Below are 23,599 nucleotides of genomic sequence, written 5' to 3'. Positions count from 1 at the left end.
GATTTAATTAGACAAAAATAATAATGGAAAAGAAACAAGTTAAAGCAGTATCACTAATCTCTGGTGGTCTTGATTCGATGCTTGCAACAAAGATGATGCTAGAGCAGGGTATACATGTAGAAGGTATAAATTTTTTTACTGGTTTTTGTGTAGAGGGACATACTCATGCAATCCGTAAGCAAGATAAGGAAAAACAAAAACGTAACAATTCACTATGGGTTGCTGAACAGTTAGGGATTAAGTTACATATTATTGATGTGATTGAAGAGTACAAAGACGTATTACTAAACCCTAAATATGGCTATGGTGCGAATATGAATCCATGTTTAGATTGTAAGATCTTTATGGTGCGTAAAGCAAAAGAATGGGCAAAGGAAAATGGCTTCGATTTTATAATTACAGGTGAAGTAATAGGTCAAAGACCAATGTCACAGCGTAAAAGTACAATGCCAGTTGTTCAAAAACAATCGGGTGTAGATGATTTATTACTTAGACCGCTAAGCGCTAAAAATTTGCCAGAAACAAAACCTGAAAGAGAAGGTTGGGTTGATAGATCTAAGCTAATGGGAATAACTGGTAGAGGTAGAAAAGATCAAATGAGAATGGCGCGTGAGTGGGGTATAGAAGATTATGCATCTCCTGCTGGAGGATGTTGTTTTCTTACTGATAAACAATACTCTGATAAACTAGTTGATTTATGGCAGGCGCGTAACTCAAAAGAGTATGAATTTGATGATATTATGCTTCTTAAAGTAGGTAGACATATTCGTTATAAACCTGAATATAAACTTATAATTGGTCGTGAAGAAGGTGAGAATAATTATTTAAATGGCTATAAAAATCAGTTTACTCATGTATACTGCTCATCCCATCAGGGTCCTTTAATTCTTATTGATGGCGACTTTGACAAGGCTGATGAAGATTTTACAGCACAAATTTTAGGTAGATTTACACAGGGTAAAAATGCTGAAATGGTAACAATGGTATTTAACTATCTTGATGATACTAGTAAAGAAGTTGTAGTTAAGCCAATGCCTGCTGATGAGATTAAAAAAGAGTGGTATATATAATGCAACAATTAAATTTAGAAAGACTTCTTTGCCCAATGCCAGTTATCAAAACACAAAATGCTTTGAAAGCTATGCAGTCAGGGGAACAACTAAAGGTAGTTTGTACAGATCCTGGGACTATGCATGATATTCCAGCATGGTGTAAAGTAAATGATTATACACTTGTAAAAGCAGAACAAGTAGCAGATAAATATGAATTTATAATAGAGGTGAAATAGTGGATCATTCAGTTTTAAATGTATTAGTTTGTCCAGTTTGTAACTCAAACTTACATTATGACAAAGAAAATCAACTCTTAATTTGTAAGGCTGATAAATTAGCCTATCCAATTCGTGAGAATATTCCAGTAATGTTAGTTGAAGAAGCCAAAAAACTAACGCTAGAAGAGGTGAAAAAATATGGTTAATATTCATGTTGTAATCCCTGCTAGGCTTAAATCAACACGCCTACCTGGTAAGATGCTTGCAGATATCGCAGGTAAGCCAATGATTCAAAGAGTATATGAACAGGTAGCTAAATCAAAATTTAAGAGCATAATCATAGCTACAGACTCTCAAGAAATAAAAGAAGTTGCAGAAAATTTTGGTGCAAAAGTAATATTGACAAGAGATGATCATGAGTCAGGTACAGATAGGATAGCTGAGGCTGTTACTAAGCTAGGTTTTGCTGATGAAGATATTGTTGTCAATGTACAGGGTGATGAACCTTTGATCCCTGTTGAAAACATCGAACAAGCAGCACAATTATTAATCGAAAAGCCAGAAGCAGTTGTCTCAACATTATGTGAGAGAATTACTGAAGCAGAAGATATATACAACCCAAATAATGTCAAAGTTGTTTTTGATAAAAATAATTATGCTTTGTATTTTAGTAGAGCCTCAATCCCTTTTGAAAGAGGTTTTTCAGAGAATCATCAAGTTAGTATATCTGAATTCTTTAGGCATATTGGTATATATACTTATAGAGTTGGCTTTTTGAAGCACTATGCGGAGCTTGCAATATCACCAATCGAAAAATATGAAGCTCTTGAGCAATTAAGAGTATTATATAATGGTTATAAAATTGCTATTGAACAATCAGCTAAACCAACTCCTGCAGGTGTTGATACGCTTCAAGATTTAGAAAAAGTAAGGAAACTATTTAATGTTTAAGCTAGATTCTCGTTTAGAGGCAGATACTTTTGAAGTTTGCGAATACTTAGATTGTAAAATTTTGCTAATGAATAATTCTATAGTACCTTGGTTCATAGTTGTACCATTTACAGATAGAACAGAGTGGTATCAGCTTGATGATTCACAGCAATATAATATCAATAAGATTATTAATAAACTATCTAACTTTATAGTTAAAGAATATAAAGCAGATAAATTAAATATAGCTACTATAGGTAATGTAGTTAAGCAAATGCATATTCATGTAGTAGGACGTTTCGAAAATGATCCTGTATGGCCAGCTCCTGTATGGGGTAATATTCAGTCCAAACCGTATACTGAGCAAGAAAAAATCAAGTTATTAGGAAAAGTCAAAGATATATTCTAGTTAAATTAATCTTTATATATTACCTACTCTAATTAACATTTAAATTATTAATTAGTTATAATGATAATTAAACATTTTTTATTTTAAATGAGCTTGAATTTCTATGAAATTAAACAAGATATTAATAGCAGTCTCAGTTTTATTTATTCCTATACAGTTTTGTTATAGTTTTGCTCTAACAACTGGCGGGCAAATTAAAGATATTGCTCAAAACTATGCTGAGAAAAAATACGATAGACAATATAAGGTTGAAAGAACATATGATCGAGGGTTATCAGTAGTTCTAGGAGAGTATGTTGATACTGGTTGGCTATCAAGTGAAAAAGTGAATGAGTGTACTGTGTTTGTAGCTAATCAACTTGATAATAATCTTATAAATGCCAATCCAACTGTACCTAGCATAGATGGGAAGTATAATGTAAATAGTGATAATTGTGGCGAGAGTATATTGATGCCCAAGATTGAAAAATACATAGATAGTAATTTTATAGCTAACTACTATGATTTGAATACTGTAAATTTTCGTATAAAGATAAGCTATAACTCATCAGAGGATCATCGTGACTATGAGAGGTTATCATATAATAGTGAGCGAAGTTATGAGATCTTTAATCAAGATAATAACTGGAATTTGAGTGCAAAAGAGTGGTTTGATAAATATAAGGCTCAAATTAAGATTGAAAATGTTGTCATAGATATTTACGATCAACCTGAAAATCCTAAAAGTATAATAAAAGCTATAGAGTTTAGCTATAATCTAGATTCTTATCTACGTTACTTGACAAATAGCAACAATATAGAAGGAATGTATATTCATGTAACTTCTTTAAGTTCTCAAGAGATGAAAGATAAAGGTGGATCAAAAACTAAAGTTGAGATATCGAAAGAACATCCTAGAGGAGTTATCTATAATTACTATCTAGGGATTGCTAATGCAAAAAATGAGCCACTGACAATTTCAAATATATTTGAACATGCTTATCTTACAGATTCTAATAGTGATACTGGCTATATACTTGTTAAAGATTCAAAGTATTATCAAGAGGTTGAGAAATTAGCTAAAACATAAATTATTATGTTTAATTGTAATTTATAAAAATGAGTATATTAAGCCAGTGGTTACAATATTTACAGATGTTTTATTAAAGTTTCTAACATAAATATAGTTAATATCCATACTAAGATTATCAATAGATTTTATAGGAATTCCTAGACTAAATGGGAAAATTACAAAACCTGTCTTAGCATTATTACTTTGAAGGTATTCTTCGGGGGCGTTATTGGCATTTTCTATATTTAATATACTGTTATAACTTAGTCCAGCACCAACTCCTGAGCTAAAAGTTAAATAATTATTTATTCTATAAAAATATTTTAAAATACCCATGTAATTGCTATTAACTTGAGTAGTAGAATATATATTTGAAATAGCTCCAGCATAGGCAAACTCAGCTCCAAAAGATTCAGTAAATCTATAGCCAACAGCTGTAAATATAATTCCAGCTGAAGGACCTGAAGTGACATGTCCCCAGCCACCGCTAACTCCAATAAATGGTGCTGGTTTGAAATCTTTACTATTTATATCATCAAAATTAAAGACATTGTAGTACTCTTTTTGATTTAATATATCTTCATCTTTAAGAGATTCTGAACCAAATAATAGTACTGGCATAATCAAAGCTAAAAGGATACAAATTGTTAGTAGCCAGAGTTTTTGCAGCATTATTTATAGTATGGTAAGATGTATTTTCTCTTTAAAAGAATAGCATCTTAATATAATTATTTATAGGTTCTAAATAATGTTAGAGATCTTTATTAAGAAATTATATGTGTACCTTGACAAGCTTTTGAAATATAAAAAGTTGGCTTTATATTAAACTTTTTAGAATAGTTTTTTTCTAAGTAGTCAGTATAATCCTTCAAAAGTTTAGTCGGCAGAAGGTGTATAGTTGAGCCTCCAAAACCGCCACCCGTCATTCTAGCTCCATAGACTCCGGCAAAACTTTGAGATAGCTCAACTAAGTAATCAAGCTCATTACAACTAACTTTATAATTATTTTTTAAAGAGTTGTGAGATTGGTACATTAGTTTACCTAAATTACTCCAATCTTTAGTTGTCATTGCACTAGTAGCATCTATCACTCTTTGATTCTCTGTGTAAACATGTAATGCCAGTTTATATTCTTCCTCGTTAAAATTAGCTTTAGTATGCTCTAATTTTTCTATATTTAGCTCGCGTAAGGATTTTATATTATTAAATTTAGCTATATCTTCACAGACTTGACGACGTTTATTATAAGCAGAATCTGCTAGATTGTGTTTAATATTTGTATCACAAATAAGCACCGATAGGTTATCAAGCTCAAAAGGTATGTTGTCACAATGATTATCATTACAATCAATCATTGTTGCAGCATTCTGCTTTGAAAATAAACAAGCCATTTGATCCATAATTCCACATTTTGTACCAATATATTCATGCTCAACTTTTTGAGCAATTTTTGCAAGCTCAAGCTTAGAGATGTTTAGCTCATAAATCTCATTATAAGCATAAGCTAATGCAGTATTTAACGAGGCAGATGATGAAAGGCCAGCCCCAAAAGGCAAATCACTAAAGATATAAATATCTGCTCCTTTGATATCTTTATAGAAATCTAATTTAATTATATTTATAACGCCTTTTATATAGTTTTGCCATGTGTTTGATACTACTTGCTGTATTTCATTGATATTAAAAGAAGTTGAGTCATCAAGATTTTCACTATAAACATTTACAATATTGTCACTTCTTGTTGCGATAGATATAAAAGTACCTTTGTTGATAGCAAATGGCATTACATAACCATTATTATAATCAGTATGTTCTCCAATTAAATTTACTCTGCCAGGCGAGAAAAAAACTTGGGGTTTTTTACCATAAAGTTTAACGAAGCGATTAATTAAATTATCTTTAATACAGTCCATCATAATTATAGCTCTCTTAAAACTTGTGCCGCTAGCTCTGGAGTGATATCTCTTTGTGATTCTCCAAGCATTTCAAAACCAACCATGAATTTTTTAACCGTTGCTGAACGCAATAATGGCGGATAGAAATGTGCATGAAGCTGCCAGTAATCAGACTCTGTAGCATTTATTGAACCATGCCAACCCATTGAATATGGGAAAGAGGTATCAAATAGCTTATCATATTTTACTAATAGTACTTTTAGAGCATTAGCAAGTGATTTTCTTTGCAAATTATTCAGATGATTAATATGAGCGCATTTGAATTTTGGTAGCAATAATGTTTCATATGGCCATGTTGCCCAAAATGGTACAACAATTAACCAGTCATCATTTTGATAAACAATTCGGTCTTTTTCCTTTATTTCTCTATTGGCGTAATCTATCAGCATACTAGATTTGTTTTTCTCAAAATATTGTTGTTGCGACTCATACTCTTTTTGAGCTTCTGTAGGTAAGAAATCACAAGCCCAAATTTGTCCATGAGGATGAGGATTTGAGCAACCCATAATTGAACCTTTATTTTCAAAAACTTGTACCCACTGATATTTTTTGCTGAGTTGATTGACTTCAGTCGCCCATAAATCTACAACTTTAGTTATATCTTCTTCTTGCATTGACGCCATTGTCAGATTATGTTTAGCAGAAAAACAAACAACCTTAGCAATACCTGCAGCACCACTTAATTTGAATAAATCATCATTTATCTCAAGTTTAGGATCTATTTTTTCTTTAGAAAGTGCTGAGAAATCATTCTCAAATACAAAAGTTTCTTTGAAGTCAGGATTTACTTCTCCATTTGCTCGAGTATTAGTTGGACAAAGATAACATTTATCATCATACTCAGGAAGGGTGTTTTTTTGTGTTTCTTCTGATTGACCTTGCCAAGGTCTATTTAATCTGTGAGGGGACACTAATACCCATTCGTTAGTCAAAATATTTTTACGACGATGGGAGGATTTTAGTTGTGAGACTGTAGCTGAAATCTTCATTTATAATTAAAAAAATGTTGTTTTGTATTTTGAGTATAGTATATCATGAGTAATTGGAGTATTTAGTAAAAATTAATATAGGAAGTTTGTATGCAGAGTGAAAAAAAAATTAATTTTGTAGTCATTCGTGTGGCTATAATAGCAGCACTTGCTGGTCTACTTTTTGGTATGGATATTGGCTATGTCAATGGTTCATTACATTTTATATCCCAGACATTTGACTTGAGCGTAGCTGAGAGTGGCCATGTATCTAGTGTTTTATTATTGGGTGCTGCATGTGGAGCATTGTTTAGTGGCTTTTTGTCAAAGCATTATGGTCGTAGAAAAGTTTTATTAATTGCAGCAGCTATATTTTCTGTATTTACAATCGTGGGTATTTTAGCTCCAAATTATGAAGTGTTTATTTCATCAAGATTTATCTTGGGCATAGCAGTAGGTATAGCTTCATTTATAGCTCCATTATATCTATCTGAAATAGCGCCTAAAGAATTTAGGGGAGCACTTATAGCTTTGTATCAGTTAATGATTACTATTGGTCTATTTTTGGTTTTTTTAACAAACTCTGCATTAGAAAGTACTGGTTCATGGAGAATAATGTTAGCAGTATTAGCAGTTCCATCTGTGATAATGTTTTTTGGATGTTTGACATTACCAAGAAGCCCTAGATGGCTGGTCTTAAAAGGTAATAATGAAGAAGCAGCACTAGTTCTTAAGAAGATAAGATCAAGTGAAGCAGAAGCTTTAGAAGAGCATGAGGAAATTAGACAAACAACTCATACAGGTGTTAGTATTTTTTCTCTACTAAAGCAAAAGTTTTTTATAAAAGTAGTATTACTAGGTATTGCTCTACAAGCATTTCAACAATTTACAGGTATGAATGCTTTTATGTATTACTCAACTGATATTTTTAAGTTAGCAGGATTTACTAATCCTTCAACATCTACAATAGTAATTGGTTTACTTAATATGTTGACTACATTCTTAGCGATTAAGTACGTTGATAAGTTTGGGCGTAAGCCTATTTTATACTTTGGTTTAAGTCTACTTATTACATCATGCCTAGTAGTAGGGTTTATATTTAAAGCGCACTTTGCATATGGTCAACCAATGGTTTTATCTCAGACACTACAATGGACTGCGTTAATTTTTTGTCTACTATTTATTTTTGGTTTTGCGATATCTATGGGGCCTGTGATTTGGATTTTATGCTCTGAGATTCAACCTATTGAGGGTAGAGACTTTGGTGTAACGGCTTCGACTATGAGTAACTGGATTTGTAATGCTATTATTGGTAACTTTGCACTAACTTGGTTAACGTTCCATCCTGATAGTACGTTCTTTGGATTTGCGATATCTTGTATAGTTTGCTTACTATTTGTTAAGTTTTTTGTACCAGAGACAAAAGATGTTTCATTGGAAGAGATTGAAAATAATCTGAGAGCTGGCAAGCGTCTAGCTAAGATTGGTAGTTAATTTGTTAATCATTGAGTAACTAGTGGGGTTAAAATATGGATGCTCATCAAGAATATAAAAAGATAGTTTATCTAATAGCAACAATAGCGGCATTGGGAGGTTTACTATTTGGTTTGGATCAGGGTTTTATCGGTAATGCAGGTGATACTCTTAACAAACTTTATGGTTTGGATGCAAAGGCTGCTGGTAGCTTCAATGCTATATTAGCAACTGGGGGTATATTAGGTACTATTTGTAGTGGTTTTTTTACTAAATTTTTTGGTAGAAAAAACACGCTAATGATTGCAGGATTTGCTTTTCTTGTTGGGGCTTTAGTTTCATCATTTTTGCCTCCAATAAACATACTAACATTTTGTAGATTTCTACTTGGTTTTGGTGTTGGTTTAGCATCTTTTGCTACGCCATTGTATCTTGCCGAAACTGCTCCAACAAAGATTAGAGGATCAATTTCAACATTATTCCAGTTGATGATTACTTTTGGTATATTCTTAATTTCTCTAACTAACATAATTATCGTAATGTGGTTAGGTCATGAAAAAATTTCATTATCACTAATGTTTAGTGTTATTACACTATTTGCATTTTTGATGTTTGTTGGATGTTTTTTCTTGCCTAAAAGCCCAAGATGGTTATTATCTAAAGGTAGAGATCAAGAAGCTCATAAAGTTTTAACTAAACTGAGAGCTGCTCATGAAATTGATAATGAAATTGCGGAGACTAAAAAAGTTCTTAGTACTAATCATGGCTCTGTGGTAGAAAGCTTAGCTAAAAAATATTTTTGGAAAATACTAATAGTTGGTGTAATTATTCAAATGTTTCAACAGTTAGTTGGTATTAATATGATGATTTATTATGCACCACATTTTCTATCAGATGTTGGTCTTAATGTATTAGTCGCCGCGTTAGCAGTATATTTAGTTAACTTTTTATCTACATTCCCAGCTATCAAGTGGGTTGAGAAATGGGGTAGGAAAAAACTTTTAACTGTCGGTGCAGTTGTGATGATGTCATCACTGATAGTTTCTGCGATTTGTTTCTATTTCATTAAACATACTCAAGATCCAGCTGATTTTATCAAATATGTATTACTTGTATCTTGTTTAGTATACATTTTTGGTTTTGCTTGTTCATGGGGACCTGTTGCATGGACTCTTTGTTCAGAGATTTTTCCTATTAAAACTAGAGAAATAGGTATGACTGTCACAACAGTTGTTAACTGGACGTTTGCAGGAGTTGTGATTGCTAATTCAAATGTTATTATGACTAAAGTAGCATTTGGAGATGTTATTATTTTCTTGGTTTATGCTGCCTTCTGTTTGGCTTCTATATTCTTCTTAAAAATGTTTGTCCCTGAAACAAAAGGTACTAGTCTAGAAAAAATTGAAGATAATCTTATTTCTGGCAAAAAACTACGCAATTTGGGAGAGTAGTGCCCTTTAATAAAGTTGTATATTTTTATCAAATAATGTATTCTTTACTTTGTAATTACTGATAGTTAAATCAAAAAATAAGGAACTATAATTATGAAAGCTTCAGCTAGACATTTATTAGTGCAATCAGAATCTGAGTGTCAACAAATCAAAAAAGATATATCTGAAGGTAAAATAACTTTTGAAGAAGCAGCTAAAAAACATTCTCTATGCCCATCTGGAGCTAGAGGTGGTGATTTAGGTACTTTCTCTCAAGGTCAAATGGTTCCTGAGTTCGATAAAGTTGTATTCAACGATGAACTTCACAAAGTTCACGGTCCTGTTCAAACTCAATTTGGTTATCATTTATTAGAAATTACATCTCGCGGATAATTTTAAATTTCTCATAATTTTCAAATTATTAAATAAATTTCTCATATAAAAATTTACGGATAAAAATGAATTCTGAAACTAAAAAAGATTTTAGTCAGCTTGGGCTGAATCAAGATATTATAGATACTGTTATAAAATTAGGTTACGAAAATCCAACACCAATTCAACAGTATGCTATTCCATATATCTTATCGGGTAGAGATGTGCTTGGTCAAGCACAGACGGGTACGGGTAAAACAGCAGCTTTTGCATTACCTTTAATAAATAATATGGATTTAGAATCTAGAGATAGAGCTCCACAAGTTTTGGTATTAGCTCCAACAAGAGAGTTAGCTATCCAGGTAGCAGAGCAATTTCAAGCTTTTGCTAAGAATATACCAAACCTAGATGTTGCGTGTATCTATGGTGGCCAAGAGTATGGTTCTCAAATAAGAGCACTTAAGCAAGGAGTAAAAGTTGTAGTTGGTACTACTGGTCGTGTGATGGATCACATCGAAAAAGGTACATTACAGCTTGATAATCTAAGAGCATTAGTATTAGATGAAGCTGATGAGATGCTTAGAATGGGCTTTATTGATGATGTTAGATATGTTCTAAGCCATGTATCAGATGAATGCCAAAGATTGCTTTTCTCAGCGACTATTCCTACTGATATAGCAGATATTATCCAAGAGTATCTAAGAAATCCTTGTAAGATACAAGTAAAAGCAAAAACAAAAACTGCAAATACTGTGACACAAAAATTCATAGTAATAAAAGGCTTTAGAAAGATAGATGCATTAGATAGATTGCTTGAAGTTGAAGAAACCGATGGCGTCATTATCTTTGTTAAAACTAAGACAAGCACTATTGAAGTAGCTGATAATCTAAAAGCTCTTGGCTATAGAGTAGCAGCTATTAATGGAGATATGCAACAATCTCAACGTGAATATATAGTTGATCAATTTAGAAGCGCTAAATCTGACGTTTTAGTAGCTACAGATGTTGTTGCCAGAGGTATAGATCTTGAGCGTATTAGTCATGTAATTAACTATGATATGCCTAATGATTCTGATACGTATGTACATAGAATTGGTCGTACAGGTAGGGCTGGACGTGAGGGTATTTCAATTTCTCTAGTTCCATTAAAGGAAATGAGATTTTTGCGTACTTTAGAGAGATTTACAGGCTCTCCAATGCAAGAAGTGTTTATGCCAAGTGCAAAAGACTTAGCACAAAGTAGAATAGATCATTTCAAGACTCGAATAGCTTCAGCATTAGATAAAAATAAATCTTTGGATAATTATAAAGAAATTATTACAAGTATACGTGATGAGCTAGAGTTAGACTCTGATGAGCTTTTGGCTGTACTTACATTATTAGCTCAAGGTAAGAAATCATTCTTCCCGAGAGAAATCCAAGCTAGAGATGATAGACCTCAAAGAGATAGAAATTTAAGAGGTAACTCTAGAGATGGTGGCAGAAATGATAGGTTTGAGCGTAGAGGCGATCGTAGTGATAGAAATAGTCGTTTTGATAGATCTGATAAATTTGACAGATCAGACAGGTCTGATAGAAAGCCTCGTAGAGCTGTAAATATTGATTTGACTACATATAAACTTGAAGTAGGTCGTGATAATGATGTTCAGCCAAGAAATATAGTAGGTGCTATAGCTAATGAAGGAAATATTGATAGCAAGCATATTTGTAATATCTCTATCCAAAAAGATCATACATTAGTAGATTTGCCAGCAAATTTATCTCCAAAAGTTATAAGTCACCTTAGAAATGTTTGGGTTGCTGGCAAAAAATTAAATCTTACAGCTCAATAATACTGGTTTCTTATATTCTCAAATAAATAATTTCTTGTGTATTATTCTATTTACCTATCTAAAGTTGTATAATTCATCGAACTATCTATACAATAATTTTTTCTATAAATGAGTAACTATATTTTTATAGTTTCTGCGCCTTCTGGTGCCGGCAAAAGCTCCTTATTAAAAGCTTTTTTAGAAACTGAAATTGGCAAAGAAAATTTTGCTGTGGCAACATCACATACAACCAGAGATCCTCGGATAGGTGAAACTAATGGTAAAGAGTATCATTTCGTTTCGATTATAGAGTTTGAAAAGATGCTAGACGCTAATGGCTTTATTGAATATGCTAAAGTTTTCAAAAATTACTATGGGACATCTAAGTCTGAAATAGATAAATTACTTACGCAAGGCAAAAATATAATTCTTGAGATTGATTGGCAAGGTGCCCAACAAACAAGATCTATATATGGACACAAGGCAAAAAGTATATTTATTTTACCTCCGTCTATGGATGAGTTGAGAAAGCGTCTAGAAACTAGAAATACAGACTCTAAAGATATTATAGACTATCGAATGAGTCAAGCAGAGTCTGAAATCTCTCATGCAGATGAATATGATTATCAACTCGTAAATGATGATTTTAGTCAATCATTAGAGCAATTATGTAAATATTTCGAAGAAAATATCCAAAGCTAATAACTAAGGAGACATTTGGATGTTAAATCAAAAACTTATAAAAGACAAAATATCACAAGCTAGACAAGAGTTACCTAGTTTGAAAATAAAAGATACTGAAAAGCAACAATATATGCATGAAATACAAGAGCTATTGAAGCAGAATAATGCTTGCTTGGTAGCACATTATTATGTTGATGCAGAAATACAAGAGTTAGCAGAGAAAACTGGTGGCTTTGTTGGAGATTCGCTTGCTATGGCAAAGTTTGGTCTTGAAAGTGAATGCGATACTCTCGTGGTTGCGGGTGTTAGATTTATGGGTGATTCTGCTAAGATCCTCAGTCCTGAGAAAAAAATTCTTATGCCAACTTTAGAAGCTGAGTGTTCGCTAGATTTAAGCTGTAGTAATGATGAGTTTAAAAAGTTTATAGAAGCCAATCCTGATAGGGAAGTTGTTGTATATGTCAACACATCTGCAGAGATTAAAGCGCTAGCTGACTGGACTGTGACATCATCAAATGCTTTAGAAATATGCTCACATCTGCATAAGCAAGGTAAAAAATTACTTTGGGGCCCTGATAGATTTCTAGGAGATTGGATTATAAAACAAACAGGGGCTGATATGCTACTATATGATGGTAGCTGCATAGTGCATGAAGAGTTTAAGGCACAAGCGCTGGATGATCTGATGCTTGAGCATCCCGATGCTGCAGTTTTGGTACATCCTGAGTCACCTGCTGAGATTATAAAAAGAGCAGATGCGGTAGGATCAACTTCTCAATTAATAGCTGCAAGTAAAGACATGGACAATGATAAGTTTATCGTAGCGACTGATACAGGTGTGTTTTATAAAATGAAACAGTTATCACCGCATAAACAATTTATTCCAGCACCTACAGCAGGTCGTGGTGCAACATGTCAATCATGTGCAAAATGTCCATGGATGAAGCTAAATCAGCTTAAGAATCTAAAAGATTGTTTGATTAATCAAGATAATGAGATATTCGTAGAAGAAACAGTGCGCCAAAAAGCTCTTATTCCTCTAAACAGAATGATAAATTTCTAAGGAAGTATTATGTCTGAAATAATGTTAAATACTAATCAGATTACTAGTGTTCCAGAGAATGTTATTAAAAAATTAGTAGCAGAATCTTTAGTCGAAGATATTGCTGATGGTGATATTACAGCACAACTTGCCGAAGATGTAGATACGACAGCATTTTGTATTACACGTGAAGATATGGTTTTATGTGGTAAAGAGTTTGCTAATGAAGTTATAAATCAAGTGGATAAAAATATCCAGATAATATGGTTTTATGATGATGCAGACAAAATATCTGCTGATGAGAAGATTTTTGAGCTTAGAGGTAATGCTCGGAGTATTTTAACAGCAGAGAGAGCAATGCTTAATTTTATTCAGATGCTTTCTGCTACAGCAACAGCAACAAATAATTTAGTTAAATTGATTGCTGATTATAAGACAAAGCTTCTTGATACGCGTAAAACTATTCCATGCTTTCGTATGGCTCAAAAATATGCTGTTACATGTGGTGGAGGATTTAATCATCGCATAGGCTTATTTGACGCATATTTGATCAAAGAGAATCACATCCGTTCAGCTGGCGGCATTGCAAAAGCTGTTTCAAAAGCTGCTCGTTTACAACCTACAAAAACTATAGAGGTTGAGGTGACTAATCTTGATGAGTTAAATCAAGCGATTCAAGCTGGTGCTAATATCATTATGCTAGATAATTTCTCGATTGAGGATATAAACAAAGCAGTCGAGATTGCTAAAGATAAGGTAGCGCTTGAAGTATCAGGTAATATAGATAGTAACTCTATAGTGAAGATGGCTCAAACGGGTGTGGATTTTATATCTGTAGGAGCAATTACTAAACATATTACGGCGATAGATTTATCTATGCAGGTTCAATTATAACAATGATTACTAGAAAGCATGATGTAGTTATAGTTGGTGGAGGATTAGCTGGTATAGTAGCCACTATTGAGTTAGCTGAGCATGGATTAAATGTGGCTTTGATTTTTGATCAAAAATTAAGCCATAGCGCAAGCTCGTATGCTCAAGGCGGAATCGCAGCAATAGTTTCTCAAGAAGATACAATACAATCACATGTCAACGATACATATATAGCTAGTGGAAAGATTGCAAATCTTGATAGTATTACAAAAGTAGTGACAGAATCTAACTCCTCAATATCGTGGTTAGAAGAACATGGTGTGGATTTTGATAGAAAGTCAGATGGTAAATATAGCTTACATTTAGAGGGAGGACACTCTTTAGCAAGAATCTTGCATATCAAAGACTATACTGGTCGAGCTGTTATTACTAAGTTATATGAAAATCTAGATAGATTAAAAAATATCACTATATATTCTGAACATAATGTTATTGAATTGATTAAAAAAGATAATAAATGTATAGGCTTATATACTCATGACATAAGTCATAATGTGACTAAGTTTATTGCAAAGAAAGTAATATTAGCATCGGGAGGTGCTTCAGGACTATACAAATATGTAACTAACGCAACAGCTGGAACTGGTAGTTCTATGATAATGGCTTATGATATTGGTTGTGAGCTTGAGAATTTAGAATTCACACAATTTCATCCAACATGTTTTTTTGCTCGAAATGGAGATCCTGTATTAATATCAGAAGCTATTCGGGGTAGTGGAGCAATACTAGAAACTGAGAAAGGCTTGCGAATAATGAAGTCAGTTCATGAAAGACAAGACTTAGCTCCTAGAGATATTGTTGCACGACAAATATACATAAATATGCAAGCTGGAAGAGATATTTACCTAAATGCTACTCATTTGAGCTCTAGTCAATGGCAAGAAAATTTTCCGTACATATATCAGAAGTTATTAGATAATAATATTGACCCTACAAATGATAGAATCCCAATATCTCCGGCAGCGCATTATAGTTGTGGAGGAATTAGTGTAGATAAATATTCCCAAACAAATATCGATGGACTTTATGCAGTTGGTGAGGTTTCTTGTACTGGTCTTCACGGAGCAAATAGACTTGCGAGTAATTCACTATTAGAATGTATTGTGTATGCACTTGCAGCAAGTAAACATATTTTAATAAATATAAAAGATACTTATCTAGAGGACAATCAACAGTTAAAATTAGTTGAATCTAATTATGATTATACAAAACAAATAACTCATATACGCCAGTTAATGTGGGATAGTGTTGGATTAGTCAGAAAGCAAAACGAGTTAATAAATGTTTATAAAGAGCTAGAAGTATTAGAAAAATCTATTGCCCATAATCATGATTTAGAAAATTACGACCTAAAATTAGAGGTATATCGTAAAGTACTCAAGTTAGCTAAGCTCTCTGTAGAACAAGCAATAAGTAGAAAACATAGTGTAGGAAGCCATTTTCTTAGAGTGTAATATTAGTTACTTTAATAATACCGCATCTTATTTAAATTATTTCTTATTCATTTTCCATAGTAGGCTACTAATGTAAGCTCGTCTATTTTCTTTACAAGCCACCATTAGCAATTTAGTGATTTTTAGATTATGTGCATCAGAAAATAAAATAATTAGCATTTCTCTAATATAGTTAGTATCTAAAGTAATGTAGTTATCCGTACCAATACCTAGTTTGATACCTTTTTTCTCCCACCAGCTGAAAGGGTGGTCTTTGTAGTCTGGGATGGCTGTAGTTAATTTGAGATTAGAAGAAGGAAGACCAACAACACCAATATTTTTACTGATAATTCTATTTAGAACATCGTGCTGATATCTTTCTATTTCAATAGCTGTATGGAATTTTATTTTTGTAAATTCTAAAACTTCATCAGAATTTAGTTTTATTCCATTTGTGATTTTATCTCTAATTAAAGAGTTATTTTCATTCCAATGAATTTCTTGTATCTCTCGATATTCCATGGATTTGTCATCAAGAGGCTGAGAGTTCTGATTAAGTTTTAGAACCTTTTGTAGCAATCTTTGAAAGTAATAGTTCGGATTGATACCAATTGATAGACCATGTTCTAGTGTATCAATATTCCAAATATTTAAAGCATTATCAACTGCTTGCACGCCTTTCTTTAGTGTGTGGAAAGTCTCTCCATGATGTGAGCGAATTTTGAAACCATAATATTGCAGTTTTCTAATTCCTTGTTTTAATGTTTCAAAATGGGCTTTTTTGTAGATATTTTTTTCATCACCAACAGTATCTATATCCTTCATTACATTCTGTAGAAATGGATACTTTTCTAATATATCGATTAGACAATTCACTTGGTATTCAAAACTTTCTTTTTTTGTTTTAAACTTTGTAGCATCAAAAAAATTAGCTTCTTTTCTAAATGATGGAGAAAGCACATAACCAAAATCTGGATATTCTTCTTTGAATTTCTCAAAACCTTCATAAAGTCCAAGAACTACATCTTCTTCTGTTGCCAAGTCCTCATTTAAAATTGCTTCTTTTTCATCACTTGTAGAACGAGATAGTGTGAATTTAAGTCTAATACTTCCAACATTATGTTTATGATATAGTTCACTAGCCATGTGATAAGCGGCATCTATATGATCTTGTTTTGTATTGAGAATAATTTTTGCAAGATACAAAAGATCTAAATATCTTGAGAATTTTTCACCATCTTTTAAAACTATAAGTTTTTCAACATCTTCTACAGAATTTATTGGTAGTGCATTTTCGCCATAGATATTTACTATTTTTTGGCTATAGATATTACCATTTTTACCATCTAAAAGTTTCTTGAGGCGTGGGTAAATAAACTCTGCTGAGAGAGAGCCTGTTAGGTGGATATGCTCTTCATGATATTTAAGAGGAAAACTCTTTAAAAAGTCATAAAATGCTATACCAATAGGGTGATTTAGTAAGTCTTCTATATCTAGCTCATCATTATTAAATAATTTGAGTTTTTTTATGAAATCTTGAAGGCATTGCGATGCATGTTCATCTAGATTCTCATAACTTAGTAGTTCAAGGGTGTTAAATATTGATAAACCATTTGTTTCAATAATTATTTTATTTAACTTTTTATTTAGAGAATTAATTTCAGACATTGATTAATTTAGTTAAAATCTTTTTTAATCGTGTAATTATAAAGTTATTTTTATCTATGATAAAGTAGAATTATTAGCAGTGTTTAGTTTGAGTGGAGTTAGACAAATGAAAACAAATTTAAAAGATATCAACCTTGAAGCATTTAAGCCAGGAATTTCTAAAAAGTTATTAGCGAGAGATGACTCAAGAAACTTTCAAATAGACTTTATTAGATTGGAGCCAAATGCAAGATTAAGCCAACATAGTCATCCAGATGTTGAATGGGTATATGTTATAGAGGGTTCTATGTGTGATGAAAGAGGAGAGTTTAGTAAGGGTGATTTTTTTATCAATCCTATTAACTCACAACACTCTGTCGTTTCAGGAGCTGATGGTTGTGATATTTTATGTTGTTGGTGTGGAGAAATTAAAGATTGTTAATGTGATTTAAAACTTTTTGGAAAACTTCTTCGATAGATAGGTTGCTAGTATCAACTAAAATAGCATCATCAGCAGGCTTCAAAGGAGCTACTTTTCTATTTCTATCTTGAAAATCTCTTTGTTCAATATCATTTTTGATTTTATAAAAATCAGGATTTTCACCTTTTGTCAGTAACTCATCATATCTTCTTTGGGCTCTAACTTCTGAACTAGCATCTAAGAAGAATTTGTATTTAGCATCAGGGAAAACAACTGTACCCATATCTCTACCATCTGCTACAAGTCCAGCATCAGTTGCAAAAGAGAGCATTTTATCATGTAACATTTGGCGTACTTTTGGATATGCAGAAGTTTTTGATGCTAGCATCCCAGTTTGTTCAGTACGGATAGCTTTAGTCACATCAGCATTATTTAGAAGAACTATTATAGAATCATTTTGAACTTTAAACGATATGTTTAGTGATTCAAGCTTATCACAAACATCATCTTGATTATCTAAATTAGCACCAGCATTGTAGCAGTGTAATGCTGCTATTCTATATATTGCACCACTATCCAAAAGCTTATAGTCAAAGTACTTGGCTAATTTTTTTGATAATGTTCCTTTACCGACACCACTTGGTCCATCTACTGTTATTATTTTAGAGTTGTTCATTCTCAAAGCCTTGCATAAATTGTACTAATTTTTCAACATCTTCTAGACTAACAGCATTATAAAGACTAGCTCTACAGCCACCGACACTTCGATGTCCTTTTAAGCCATAAAAACCAGCTTTACTAGCCTCACTTAGGAATTTATTGGTTAGTTCCTCATTTGATAAATGAAATATAATATTCATGTTAGAACGATATTCTGGCTTGATATCATTTTTGAAAATTTTTGAACTATCTATAGCTGAGTAGAGTAGATTTGCTTTTTGGTTACTAAAAGTTTCTACATTTTTCAAATTATCAAATTTGTTAATTAAATATTCTAGAGTCAACTCAAAAGTAACCCATGAGATTACAGAAGGAGTGTTGTAAACTGAATTTGATTTTTTGGTAACTAGATAGTCAAATACTACTGGAATATTATCTTTTGCTTTGATTAAAGAATCTTTGACGATAACTATAGTCAAACCTGGTATACCAGCATTTTTCTGCGCACCAGCATATATCAAACCGTAATCACTAATATTGATCGGCTTTGATAGAAAGCTTGAGGACATATCACAGACTATTTCAGTGTTGCAAGACTTAGCAAGTTTGTTAATCTGAAAACCATCTACAGTCTCATTATCTGTGTAATATATATAGTCGTATGTATCAGCTTGGAAACTTTGAGCAATATTATCATCATATTTCACAGCATCTACAGAGATGAATTTAGCAGCTTCTTGAGCAGCTTTTTCTGACCATTGCCCACTACATACATACAATGCTTTATTATACTTATCTGCTAAATTCATAGGTATAGCAGCAAATTGTGCCGTAGCTCCAGCTTGCATCAGAAGCACAGAGTAGTTATCCGGAATATTAAGCAAACTTCTGAGATTTTTTTGAATAGAGGCATGCACTTCATCAAAAACTTTATCACGATGTGAAATAGATAATAAAGATACGCCAGTATTTTTATAATCAATCATCATTTGTTGCAACTGTTCTATTATAGATGTAGGCACAACAGCAGGACCCGCACAAAAATTAATTTTCATAATCTAAAAAAACCTCTAATAATTTGAGCTTATTGTAACATAATTATTTTTTACATAAATGATATGTTTTTTACTTGTGAACACTATTTAATCCAATCTCTTGGCTTTATATATTCATATACTTTTTCTTCTTCAGAACCAGGCTCAGGTTGCCAGTTATACTTCCAAGTAGCCATAGGTGGCATTGATGATAGTATTGATTCTGTGCGTCCACCACTTTGAAGGCCAAATATTGTACCTCTATCGAAGACTAGATTAAATTCGACATATCTACCACGACGGTAAAGTTGAAAATCTTTATGCTTTTGTGAATATTCGATATTTTTTCTTTTTTCTACTATTGGTATATAAGCATCTAAGTATGAATTTGCACAATCAGTCACAAATTTAAAACATTCATCAAAAGATTTATCATTTAAATCATCAAAAAACAAACCTCCAACGCCTCTACATTCATCACGATGTTTGAGATAAAAGTATTCATCACACCATTTTTTGAAACTAGGATAGTAGCTAGTGTCATGTTTATCGCAAATATTTTTTGCAGTCTGGTGCCAGTGAATAGCATCTTCCTCAAAAGGGTAGTAAGGGGTTAGATCAAAACCACCACCAAACCACCATATAGGATTATCTGTATCAGCACCAGCAACGAAGATTCTAAAGTTAGCATGAGATGTTGGCACAAAAGGATTGCGAGGATGAATAACTAACGAAACACCTGTGGCAATAAATGATTTACCAGCAAGTTCTTGTCTTTTTGCGGTAGCTGATGGTGGTAAAGCATCTCCGTGTACTCTAGAGAATGCAACGACGCCTTTTTCAAAGATTTCACCGCCCTCTATAATCATAGAGTTACCATAGCCTTTGAGTTTTTGTTCAGGAGTATCTGGCTTTTGCCATTTATCACTAATAAATTTAGCTGAGCTAGTTTCAGATTGCTCAAGAGTAGATGTGATTTTTTGTTGTAGTTGAGCTAAAAAGTTCTCAAATTGTGTGATTTTTTCTTGCATAAGAGTTATAGCCTTTTATGTTGAGAATTTATATCTTAAAAGAAATATTTAAATATATGTTATTTTAACAGTAGGAGTATAAAATTGCTTCTAAAAATATGATTTGAATTTTGATTGTTTATAAGTAGAAGTCAAATTTCACTTTTTGCTTTTTTACGAGCTATTTCTTTTGCTTGTTGTTTTTGTTGTTTATTTAATTTTGCTAATTTTTTGGCATCATCACCAACATGTGAAAACCCTCTTTCAGCAGCTAGTTGAGATTGTTTTTCACGTTCTGCAAAGCGTGCTTTTTGCTCTTCTGTAACTTTATCATAACAATGATGACAGCTTATACCTTTGACATACTCTGGGCGTTTTTTGTCCTCTTCGGTGATAGGCATACGACAAGCAAAGCATTGATCATAGCTACCTTTCTCAAGATCATGATTTACAGCTACTCTTGAGTCAAATACAAAACATTCACCTTCCCACATGGATTCTTCTTTTGGTACTTCTTCTAGATATTTTAAGATACCGCCTTTTAGGTGATAAACCTCATCAAAACCTTTAGCTTTCATTAAAGCTGTAGATTTCTCACATCTAATCCCACCGGTACAAAACATAGCTACTTTTTTGTGCTTTTTAGGGTCTAGGTTTTTATCGACATATTCTGGAAATTCTCTAAAAGTCTCTGTGCTTGGATTAATAGCATTTTTGAATGTACCTATTTCTATCTCATAATCATTACGAGTATCTACAAGTATAGTCTCTGGATCAGATATAAGAGCATTCCAATCTTTAGGCTCCACATACTTTCCGCAGACTTTATTTGGATCAATCTCTTCGATACCAAGAGTTACAATCTCTTTTTTAAGTTTTACTTTTGAACGATAGAAAGGCATTTCTTGATGATAAGACTCTTTGTAGTCAATATCAGCTAATCTAGAATCAGATTTTAGATATGCTAATAACGCATTTACACCTTCTCGAGATCCTGCTACTGTCCCATTAATACCTTCATTAGCAAGAAGTAGTGTACCTTTGACATTATTTTTTATCATAGTATCAAGCAGAGGCTGGCGCATAGCTTCATAATCTTCAAGCGTTACAAATTTGTACATTGCGCAAACAACTATTTGTGACATATTTATTCCTAGAAATTCATAATTTATATAACTAAAGATTTGCTATTATAACAAATATTACAATTTTTGTTAGAATGAGTTAATAATTGTGTCATCTCATAAATATAGTGTTTGGCTAATACCAGCACAGAAATATCTCCTAGCTCTAGCTAGATGTATAAACTATAATTCTTATATTGCTAGACAACCATCATTTATACCTCATTTGACATTATTTAGCTCTGCTAAAAATATTGTTGAAGATTTTGGGTGTTGGGCGTGTCAGCTTAATTATCAGAATATTTCATTAGATATTGATGATACGACTATAGATAGATACTCTTATTTTATGAACTATTATCTCAAGTTATCAAAAACTATACAGTTAGATAATCTTTTTGCTAGTATAAGAAAATTAGATACAGAAAGTGAATATAATTTAGATCCTCATGTTAGCTTAGTGTATGGTGCGACTAATCATGACAAGCTTTTGAAATATCAACTTTCTAAAAAAATCATCTTTGACAAAATAGCTATAATCAAATATTTCCCAGCAGATACAGCAACAACAGTCATGAGTTTTGAGATAGTTAAATCATATAAACTATTAAATTTGTAGTTTAATAGTTTTACTTTATGATTAGATGTTTTATTATTTTGAGACAGTTTTATTATATTTAATCGTTTTTTATGTTTTTTAAAAATCTTACAGCATTCAAAATTACTGATATTAATATAGATGTTTTTGAAGATTCGATGAATAAACTCGCATTTATTCCTTGTAGCAATTCTCAGAAATCTTCGAGAGGTTTTACAAACCCGTTTATAAAAGATGAACGATGTCTTTTTAAGTTTAATCATTTAGCTGCATTTTGTTTGCTTACTGAAGAAAAAATTCTTCCTGCTCAAGTTATCAACCAACAAGCACAAGAATATATTCAAGAGTTAGAACTTACTCGATATGTAAGTAAAAAAGAAAAAACACAAATAAAAGAGGATATGGAGCAAAAGCTACTACCTCTAGCATTTAGTAAGTTTAGAAAGATTCACGGCTATTTGGATCTGACTAATAACTATTTAATAATTGATAGTGTTTCAGAAAAACAGATTACAGAAGTTTTAGATCTATTGCATAGATGTGAAGCAAGGTTTGAGCCTGTCATTAAAGAAGAAACAGATATTCTAACAGAGTGGCTTGTCGAAGATACTTATCCAGTAGATATTGAAATAGCAGAAAAATGTAAGCTAACAAGTGCTATAGGAGATAGTATTGCAAATATCTCATGTCAAGGTAGCTCGATGTTGAATGATAATATCAAATCATTTATTGATAGTGGAGGGTACATTACAGAGTTAGCTATAACTTGGAAAGAGCAGCTTGCTATGACAGCAAATACTAAGTTACAGTTTAAAAGTATTAAATTCTTAGATGGTATAAAAGATCTAAATAAAGAAGATAATGTTGGTCATGAAGTTGATTTATTGCTGATGGCAGATATTTTTGCTGAGCTTATTACAGCTATGCAAAGTTGGATCAAAGAAGATGAGAGTTTGTAAATATGACATTAAATGATAATCAATTAAAAGCATACGAATATGGTCTAGCACATCACCCAAGTTTAAAAGAAGGGTGTAAGATTTTTTTAGAAAAAGATTTTTTGAAAATTCAGCTGACTGAAAATGACGCTACGATAGAAAAAATATTCAAACATGATAATACCAAAGCAGGCTTAGTAGCATTGCTAAAAAGTGATGAAGTTAAAAATTTATTAGGTTTTGATTTTTCAAATTTGATATCGATTATGTGTATTAGATAGTCGAGATGAATTACTGGTACTCGCAACTGGATTCGAACCAGTGACCCCTACCATGTCAAGATAGTACTCTAACCAACTGAGCTATGCGAGTATTTAGAATAGATATTATATTTTATATCTTATAA

At 32.3% G+C, this 23,599-nt stretch carries 26 protein-coding genes and 1 tRNA gene; 18 read left to right on the top strand and 9 right to left on the bottom strand.

Annotated elements, in window-relative coordinates; translation table 11 throughout:
- Positions 1-23: 23 nt before the first annotated feature.
- The 6 genes from FTPG_RS07620 (at position 24) to FTPG_RS07595 (ending at position 3,678) form a co-directional block, all read left to right on the top strand.
- Positions 24-1,070 carry a tRNA (5-methylaminomethyl-2-thiouridylate)-methyltransferase gene (locus FTPG_RS07620; RefSeq protein WP_004287860.1) on the top strand — a complete coding sequence of 349 codons (1,047 nt, stop codon included), beginning with the start codon at positions 24-26 and terminating at the stop codon, positions 1,068-1,070.
- Positions 1,070-1,288: a sulfurtransferase TusA family protein gene (locus FTPG_RS07615; RefSeq protein WP_035722596.1), complete on the top strand. Its 219-nt coding sequence runs from the start codon at positions 1,070-1,072 to the stop codon at positions 1,286-1,288. Before FTPG_RS07620 ends, FTPG_RS07615 begins: the two co-directional genes overlap by 1 nt.
- The gene (locus FTPG_RS07610) at positions 1,288-1,476 is read left to right on the top strand and encodes a Trm112 family protein (protein WP_004287859.1); all 189 of its coding nucleotides are present in this window, start codon (positions 1,288-1,290) and stop codon (positions 1,474-1,476) included. Before FTPG_RS07615 ends, FTPG_RS07610 begins: the two co-directional genes overlap by 1 nt.
- Positions 1,469-2,221 carry a 3-deoxy-manno-octulosonate cytidylyltransferase gene (kdsB, locus tag FTPG_RS07605; RefSeq protein ID WP_004287858.1) on the top strand — a complete coding sequence of 251 codons (753 nt, stop codon included), beginning with the start codon at positions 1,469-1,471 and terminating at the stop codon, positions 2,219-2,221. Before FTPG_RS07610 ends, kdsB begins: the two co-directional genes overlap by 8 nt.
- Positions 2,214-2,609, top strand: a complete 396-nt coding sequence (locus tag FTPG_RS07600; protein ID WP_004287857.1) for an HIT domain-containing protein — start codon at positions 2,214-2,216, stop codon at positions 2,607-2,609. Before kdsB ends, FTPG_RS07600 begins: the two co-directional genes overlap by 8 nt.
- 103 nt (positions 2,610-2,712) lie before the next feature.
- Positions 2,713-3,678 carry a hypothetical protein gene (locus tag FTPG_RS07595; protein ID WP_004287856.1) on the top strand — a complete coding sequence of 322 codons (966 nt, stop codon included), beginning with the start codon at positions 2,713-2,715 and terminating at the stop codon, positions 3,676-3,678.
- Positions 3,679-3,699: 21 nt separating this feature from the next.
- Here the strand turns inward: FTPG_RS07595 and FTPG_RS09585 are convergent, their stop codons facing one another.
- From FTPG_RS09585 to FTPG_RS07580, 3 genes are all read right to left on the bottom strand, one after another.
- Positions 3,700-4,281 (bottom strand): hypothetical protein, encoded by a 582-nt coding sequence (locus FTPG_RS09585; RefSeq protein WP_144402368.1) that lies wholly within the window; start codon positions 4,279-4,281, stop codon positions 3,700-3,702.
- Positions 4,282-4,424: 143 nt separating this feature from the next.
- The gene (locus FTPG_RS07585) at positions 4,425-5,576 is read right to left on the bottom strand and encodes a galactokinase (RefSeq protein WP_004287854.1); all 1,152 of its coding nucleotides are present in this window, start codon (positions 5,574-5,576) and stop codon (positions 4,425-4,427) included.
- A 2-nt stretch (positions 5,577-5,578) separates the two neighbouring features.
- A complete protein-coding gene (locus FTPG_RS07580; protein ID WP_004287853.1) occupies positions 5,579-6,604 on the bottom strand; it encodes a UDP-glucose--hexose-1-phosphate uridylyltransferase in 1,026 nt (341 codons plus the stop codon).
- A gap of 90 nt (positions 6,605-6,694) precedes the next feature.
- Between FTPG_RS07580 and FTPG_RS07575 the strand changes: the two genes are divergently transcribed.
- The 8 genes from FTPG_RS07575 to nadB all read left to right on the top strand — a co-directional run bounded on the left by FTPG_RS07575 (position 6,695) and on the right by nadB (position 15,782).
- On the top strand, positions 6,695-8,077 hold the full coding sequence (locus FTPG_RS07575; RefSeq protein ID WP_004287852.1) for a sugar porter family MFS transporter: 1,383 nt from the start codon (positions 6,695-6,697) through the stop codon (positions 8,075-8,077).
- 35 nt (positions 8,078-8,112) lie between these two features.
- Positions 8,113-9,507 (top strand): sugar porter family MFS transporter, encoded by a 1,395-nt coding sequence (locus FTPG_RS07570; protein ID WP_004287851.1) that lies wholly within the window; start codon positions 8,113-8,115, stop codon positions 9,505-9,507.
- A 93-nt stretch (positions 9,508-9,600) separates the two neighbouring features.
- On the top strand, positions 9,601-9,879 hold the full coding sequence (locus FTPG_RS07565) for a peptidylprolyl isomerase (protein WP_004287850.1): 279 nt from the start codon (positions 9,601-9,603) through the stop codon (positions 9,877-9,879).
- 65 nt (positions 9,880-9,944) lie between these two features.
- The gene (locus FTPG_RS07560; RefSeq protein WP_004287849.1) at positions 9,945-11,690 is read left to right on the top strand and encodes a DEAD/DEAH box helicase; all 1,746 of its coding nucleotides are present in this window, start codon (positions 9,945-9,947) and stop codon (positions 11,688-11,690) included.
- Positions 11,691-11,798: 108 nt separating this feature from the next.
- Entirely contained in the window at positions 11,799-12,371 is a 573-nt protein-coding gene (gene gmk, locus FTPG_RS07555; RefSeq protein ID WP_004287848.1) for a guanylate kinase, read from the top strand.
- Between the two features lie 19 nt (positions 12,372-12,390).
- Positions 12,391-13,416: a quinolinate synthase NadA gene (gene nadA, locus FTPG_RS07550; protein ID WP_004287847.1), complete on the top strand. Its 1,026-nt coding sequence runs from the start codon at positions 12,391-12,393 to the stop codon at positions 13,414-13,416.
- Positions 13,417-13,425: 9 nt separating this feature from the next.
- Positions 13,426-14,289: a carboxylating nicotinate-nucleotide diphosphorylase gene (gene nadC, locus FTPG_RS07545; RefSeq protein ID WP_004287846.1), complete on the top strand. Its 864-nt coding sequence runs from the start codon at positions 13,426-13,428 to the stop codon at positions 14,287-14,289.
- 2 nt (positions 14,290-14,291) lie between these two features.
- Positions 14,292-15,782, top strand: a complete 1,491-nt coding sequence (nadB, locus tag FTPG_RS07540; protein WP_004287845.1) for an L-aspartate oxidase — start codon at positions 14,292-14,294, stop codon at positions 15,780-15,782.
- Positions 15,783-15,818: 36 nt separating this feature from the next.
- Here the strand turns inward: nadB and FTPG_RS07535 are convergent, their stop codons facing one another.
- Positions 15,819-17,429, bottom strand: coding sequence for an amidohydrolase family protein (locus FTPG_RS07535; protein ID WP_004287844.1), 1,611 nt, complete (start codon positions 17,427-17,429; stop codon positions 15,819-15,821).
- Positions 17,430-17,535: 106 nt separating this feature from the next.
- Here FTPG_RS07535 and FTPG_RS07530 point away from each other — a divergent pair, with 106 nt between their 5' ends.
- Positions 17,536-17,850, top strand: coding sequence for a cupin domain-containing protein (locus FTPG_RS07530; RefSeq protein WP_035722592.1), 315 nt, complete (start codon positions 17,536-17,538; stop codon positions 17,848-17,850).
- On the opposite strand, the gene cmk is transcribed toward FTPG_RS07530, so the two are convergent.
- The 4 genes from cmk to trhO all read right to left on the bottom strand — a co-directional run bounded on the left by cmk (position 17,837) and on the right by trhO (position 21,678).
- A complete protein-coding gene (cmk, locus tag FTPG_RS07525; RefSeq protein ID WP_004287842.1) occupies positions 17,837-18,505 on the bottom strand; it encodes a (d)CMP kinase in 669 nt (222 codons plus the stop codon). The genes FTPG_RS07530 and cmk overlap by 14 nt on opposite strands.
- Positions 18,492-19,544, bottom strand: a complete 1,053-nt coding sequence (gene serC / locus FTPG_RS07520; protein WP_004287841.1) for a 3-phosphoserine/phosphohydroxythreonine transaminase — start codon at positions 19,542-19,544, stop codon at positions 18,492-18,494. The genes cmk and serC overlap by 14 nt, the downstream gene beginning before the upstream one ends.
- 83 nt (positions 19,545-19,627) lie before the next feature.
- Positions 19,628-20,554, bottom strand: a complete 927-nt coding sequence (hemF, locus tag FTPG_RS07515; RefSeq protein ID WP_004287840.1) for an oxygen-dependent coproporphyrinogen oxidase — start codon at positions 20,552-20,554, stop codon at positions 19,628-19,630.
- Between the two features lie 131 nt (positions 20,555-20,685).
- Positions 20,686-21,678 (bottom strand): oxygen-dependent tRNA uridine(34) hydroxylase TrhO, encoded by a 993-nt coding sequence (gene trhO / locus FTPG_RS07510; protein ID WP_004287839.1) that lies wholly within the window; start codon positions 21,676-21,678, stop codon positions 20,686-20,688.
- An 88-nt stretch (positions 21,679-21,766) separates the two neighbouring features.
- On the opposite strand from trhO, the gene FTPG_RS07505 reads away from it, so the two are divergent.
- The 3 genes from FTPG_RS07505 (at position 21,767) to FTPG_RS07495 (ending at position 23,474) form a co-directional block, all read left to right on the top strand.
- Positions 21,767-22,276: a hypothetical protein gene (locus tag FTPG_RS07505; RefSeq protein ID WP_004287838.1), complete on the top strand. Its 510-nt coding sequence runs from the start codon at positions 21,767-21,769 to the stop codon at positions 22,274-22,276.
- A gap of 71 nt (positions 22,277-22,347) precedes the next feature.
- Positions 22,348-23,214, top strand: a complete 867-nt coding sequence (locus FTPG_RS07500; protein ID WP_004287837.1) for a recombination-associated protein RdgC — start codon at positions 22,348-22,350, stop codon at positions 23,212-23,214.
- 2 nt (positions 23,215-23,216) lie between these two features.
- Positions 23,217-23,474, top strand: a complete 258-nt coding sequence (locus FTPG_RS07495; protein ID WP_004287836.1) for a hypothetical protein — start codon at positions 23,217-23,219, stop codon at positions 23,472-23,474.
- A 14-nt stretch (positions 23,475-23,488) separates the two neighbouring features.
- On the opposite strand, the gene FTPG_RS07490 is transcribed toward FTPG_RS07495, so the two are convergent.
- Positions 23,489-23,565 (bottom strand) — tRNA-Val (locus tag FTPG_RS07490).
- Positions 23,566-23,599: the final 34 nt, after the last annotated feature.

The organism is Francisella philomiragia subsp. philomiragia ATCC 25015 (genome assembly GCF_000156715.1).
Taxonomy (GTDB): Bacteria; Pseudomonadota; Gammaproteobacteria; order Francisellales; family Francisellaceae; genus Francisella; species Francisella philomiragia.
Note: the sequence above shows the minus strand (reverse complement) of the source record. Positions and strands in the feature narration are given on the sequence as shown.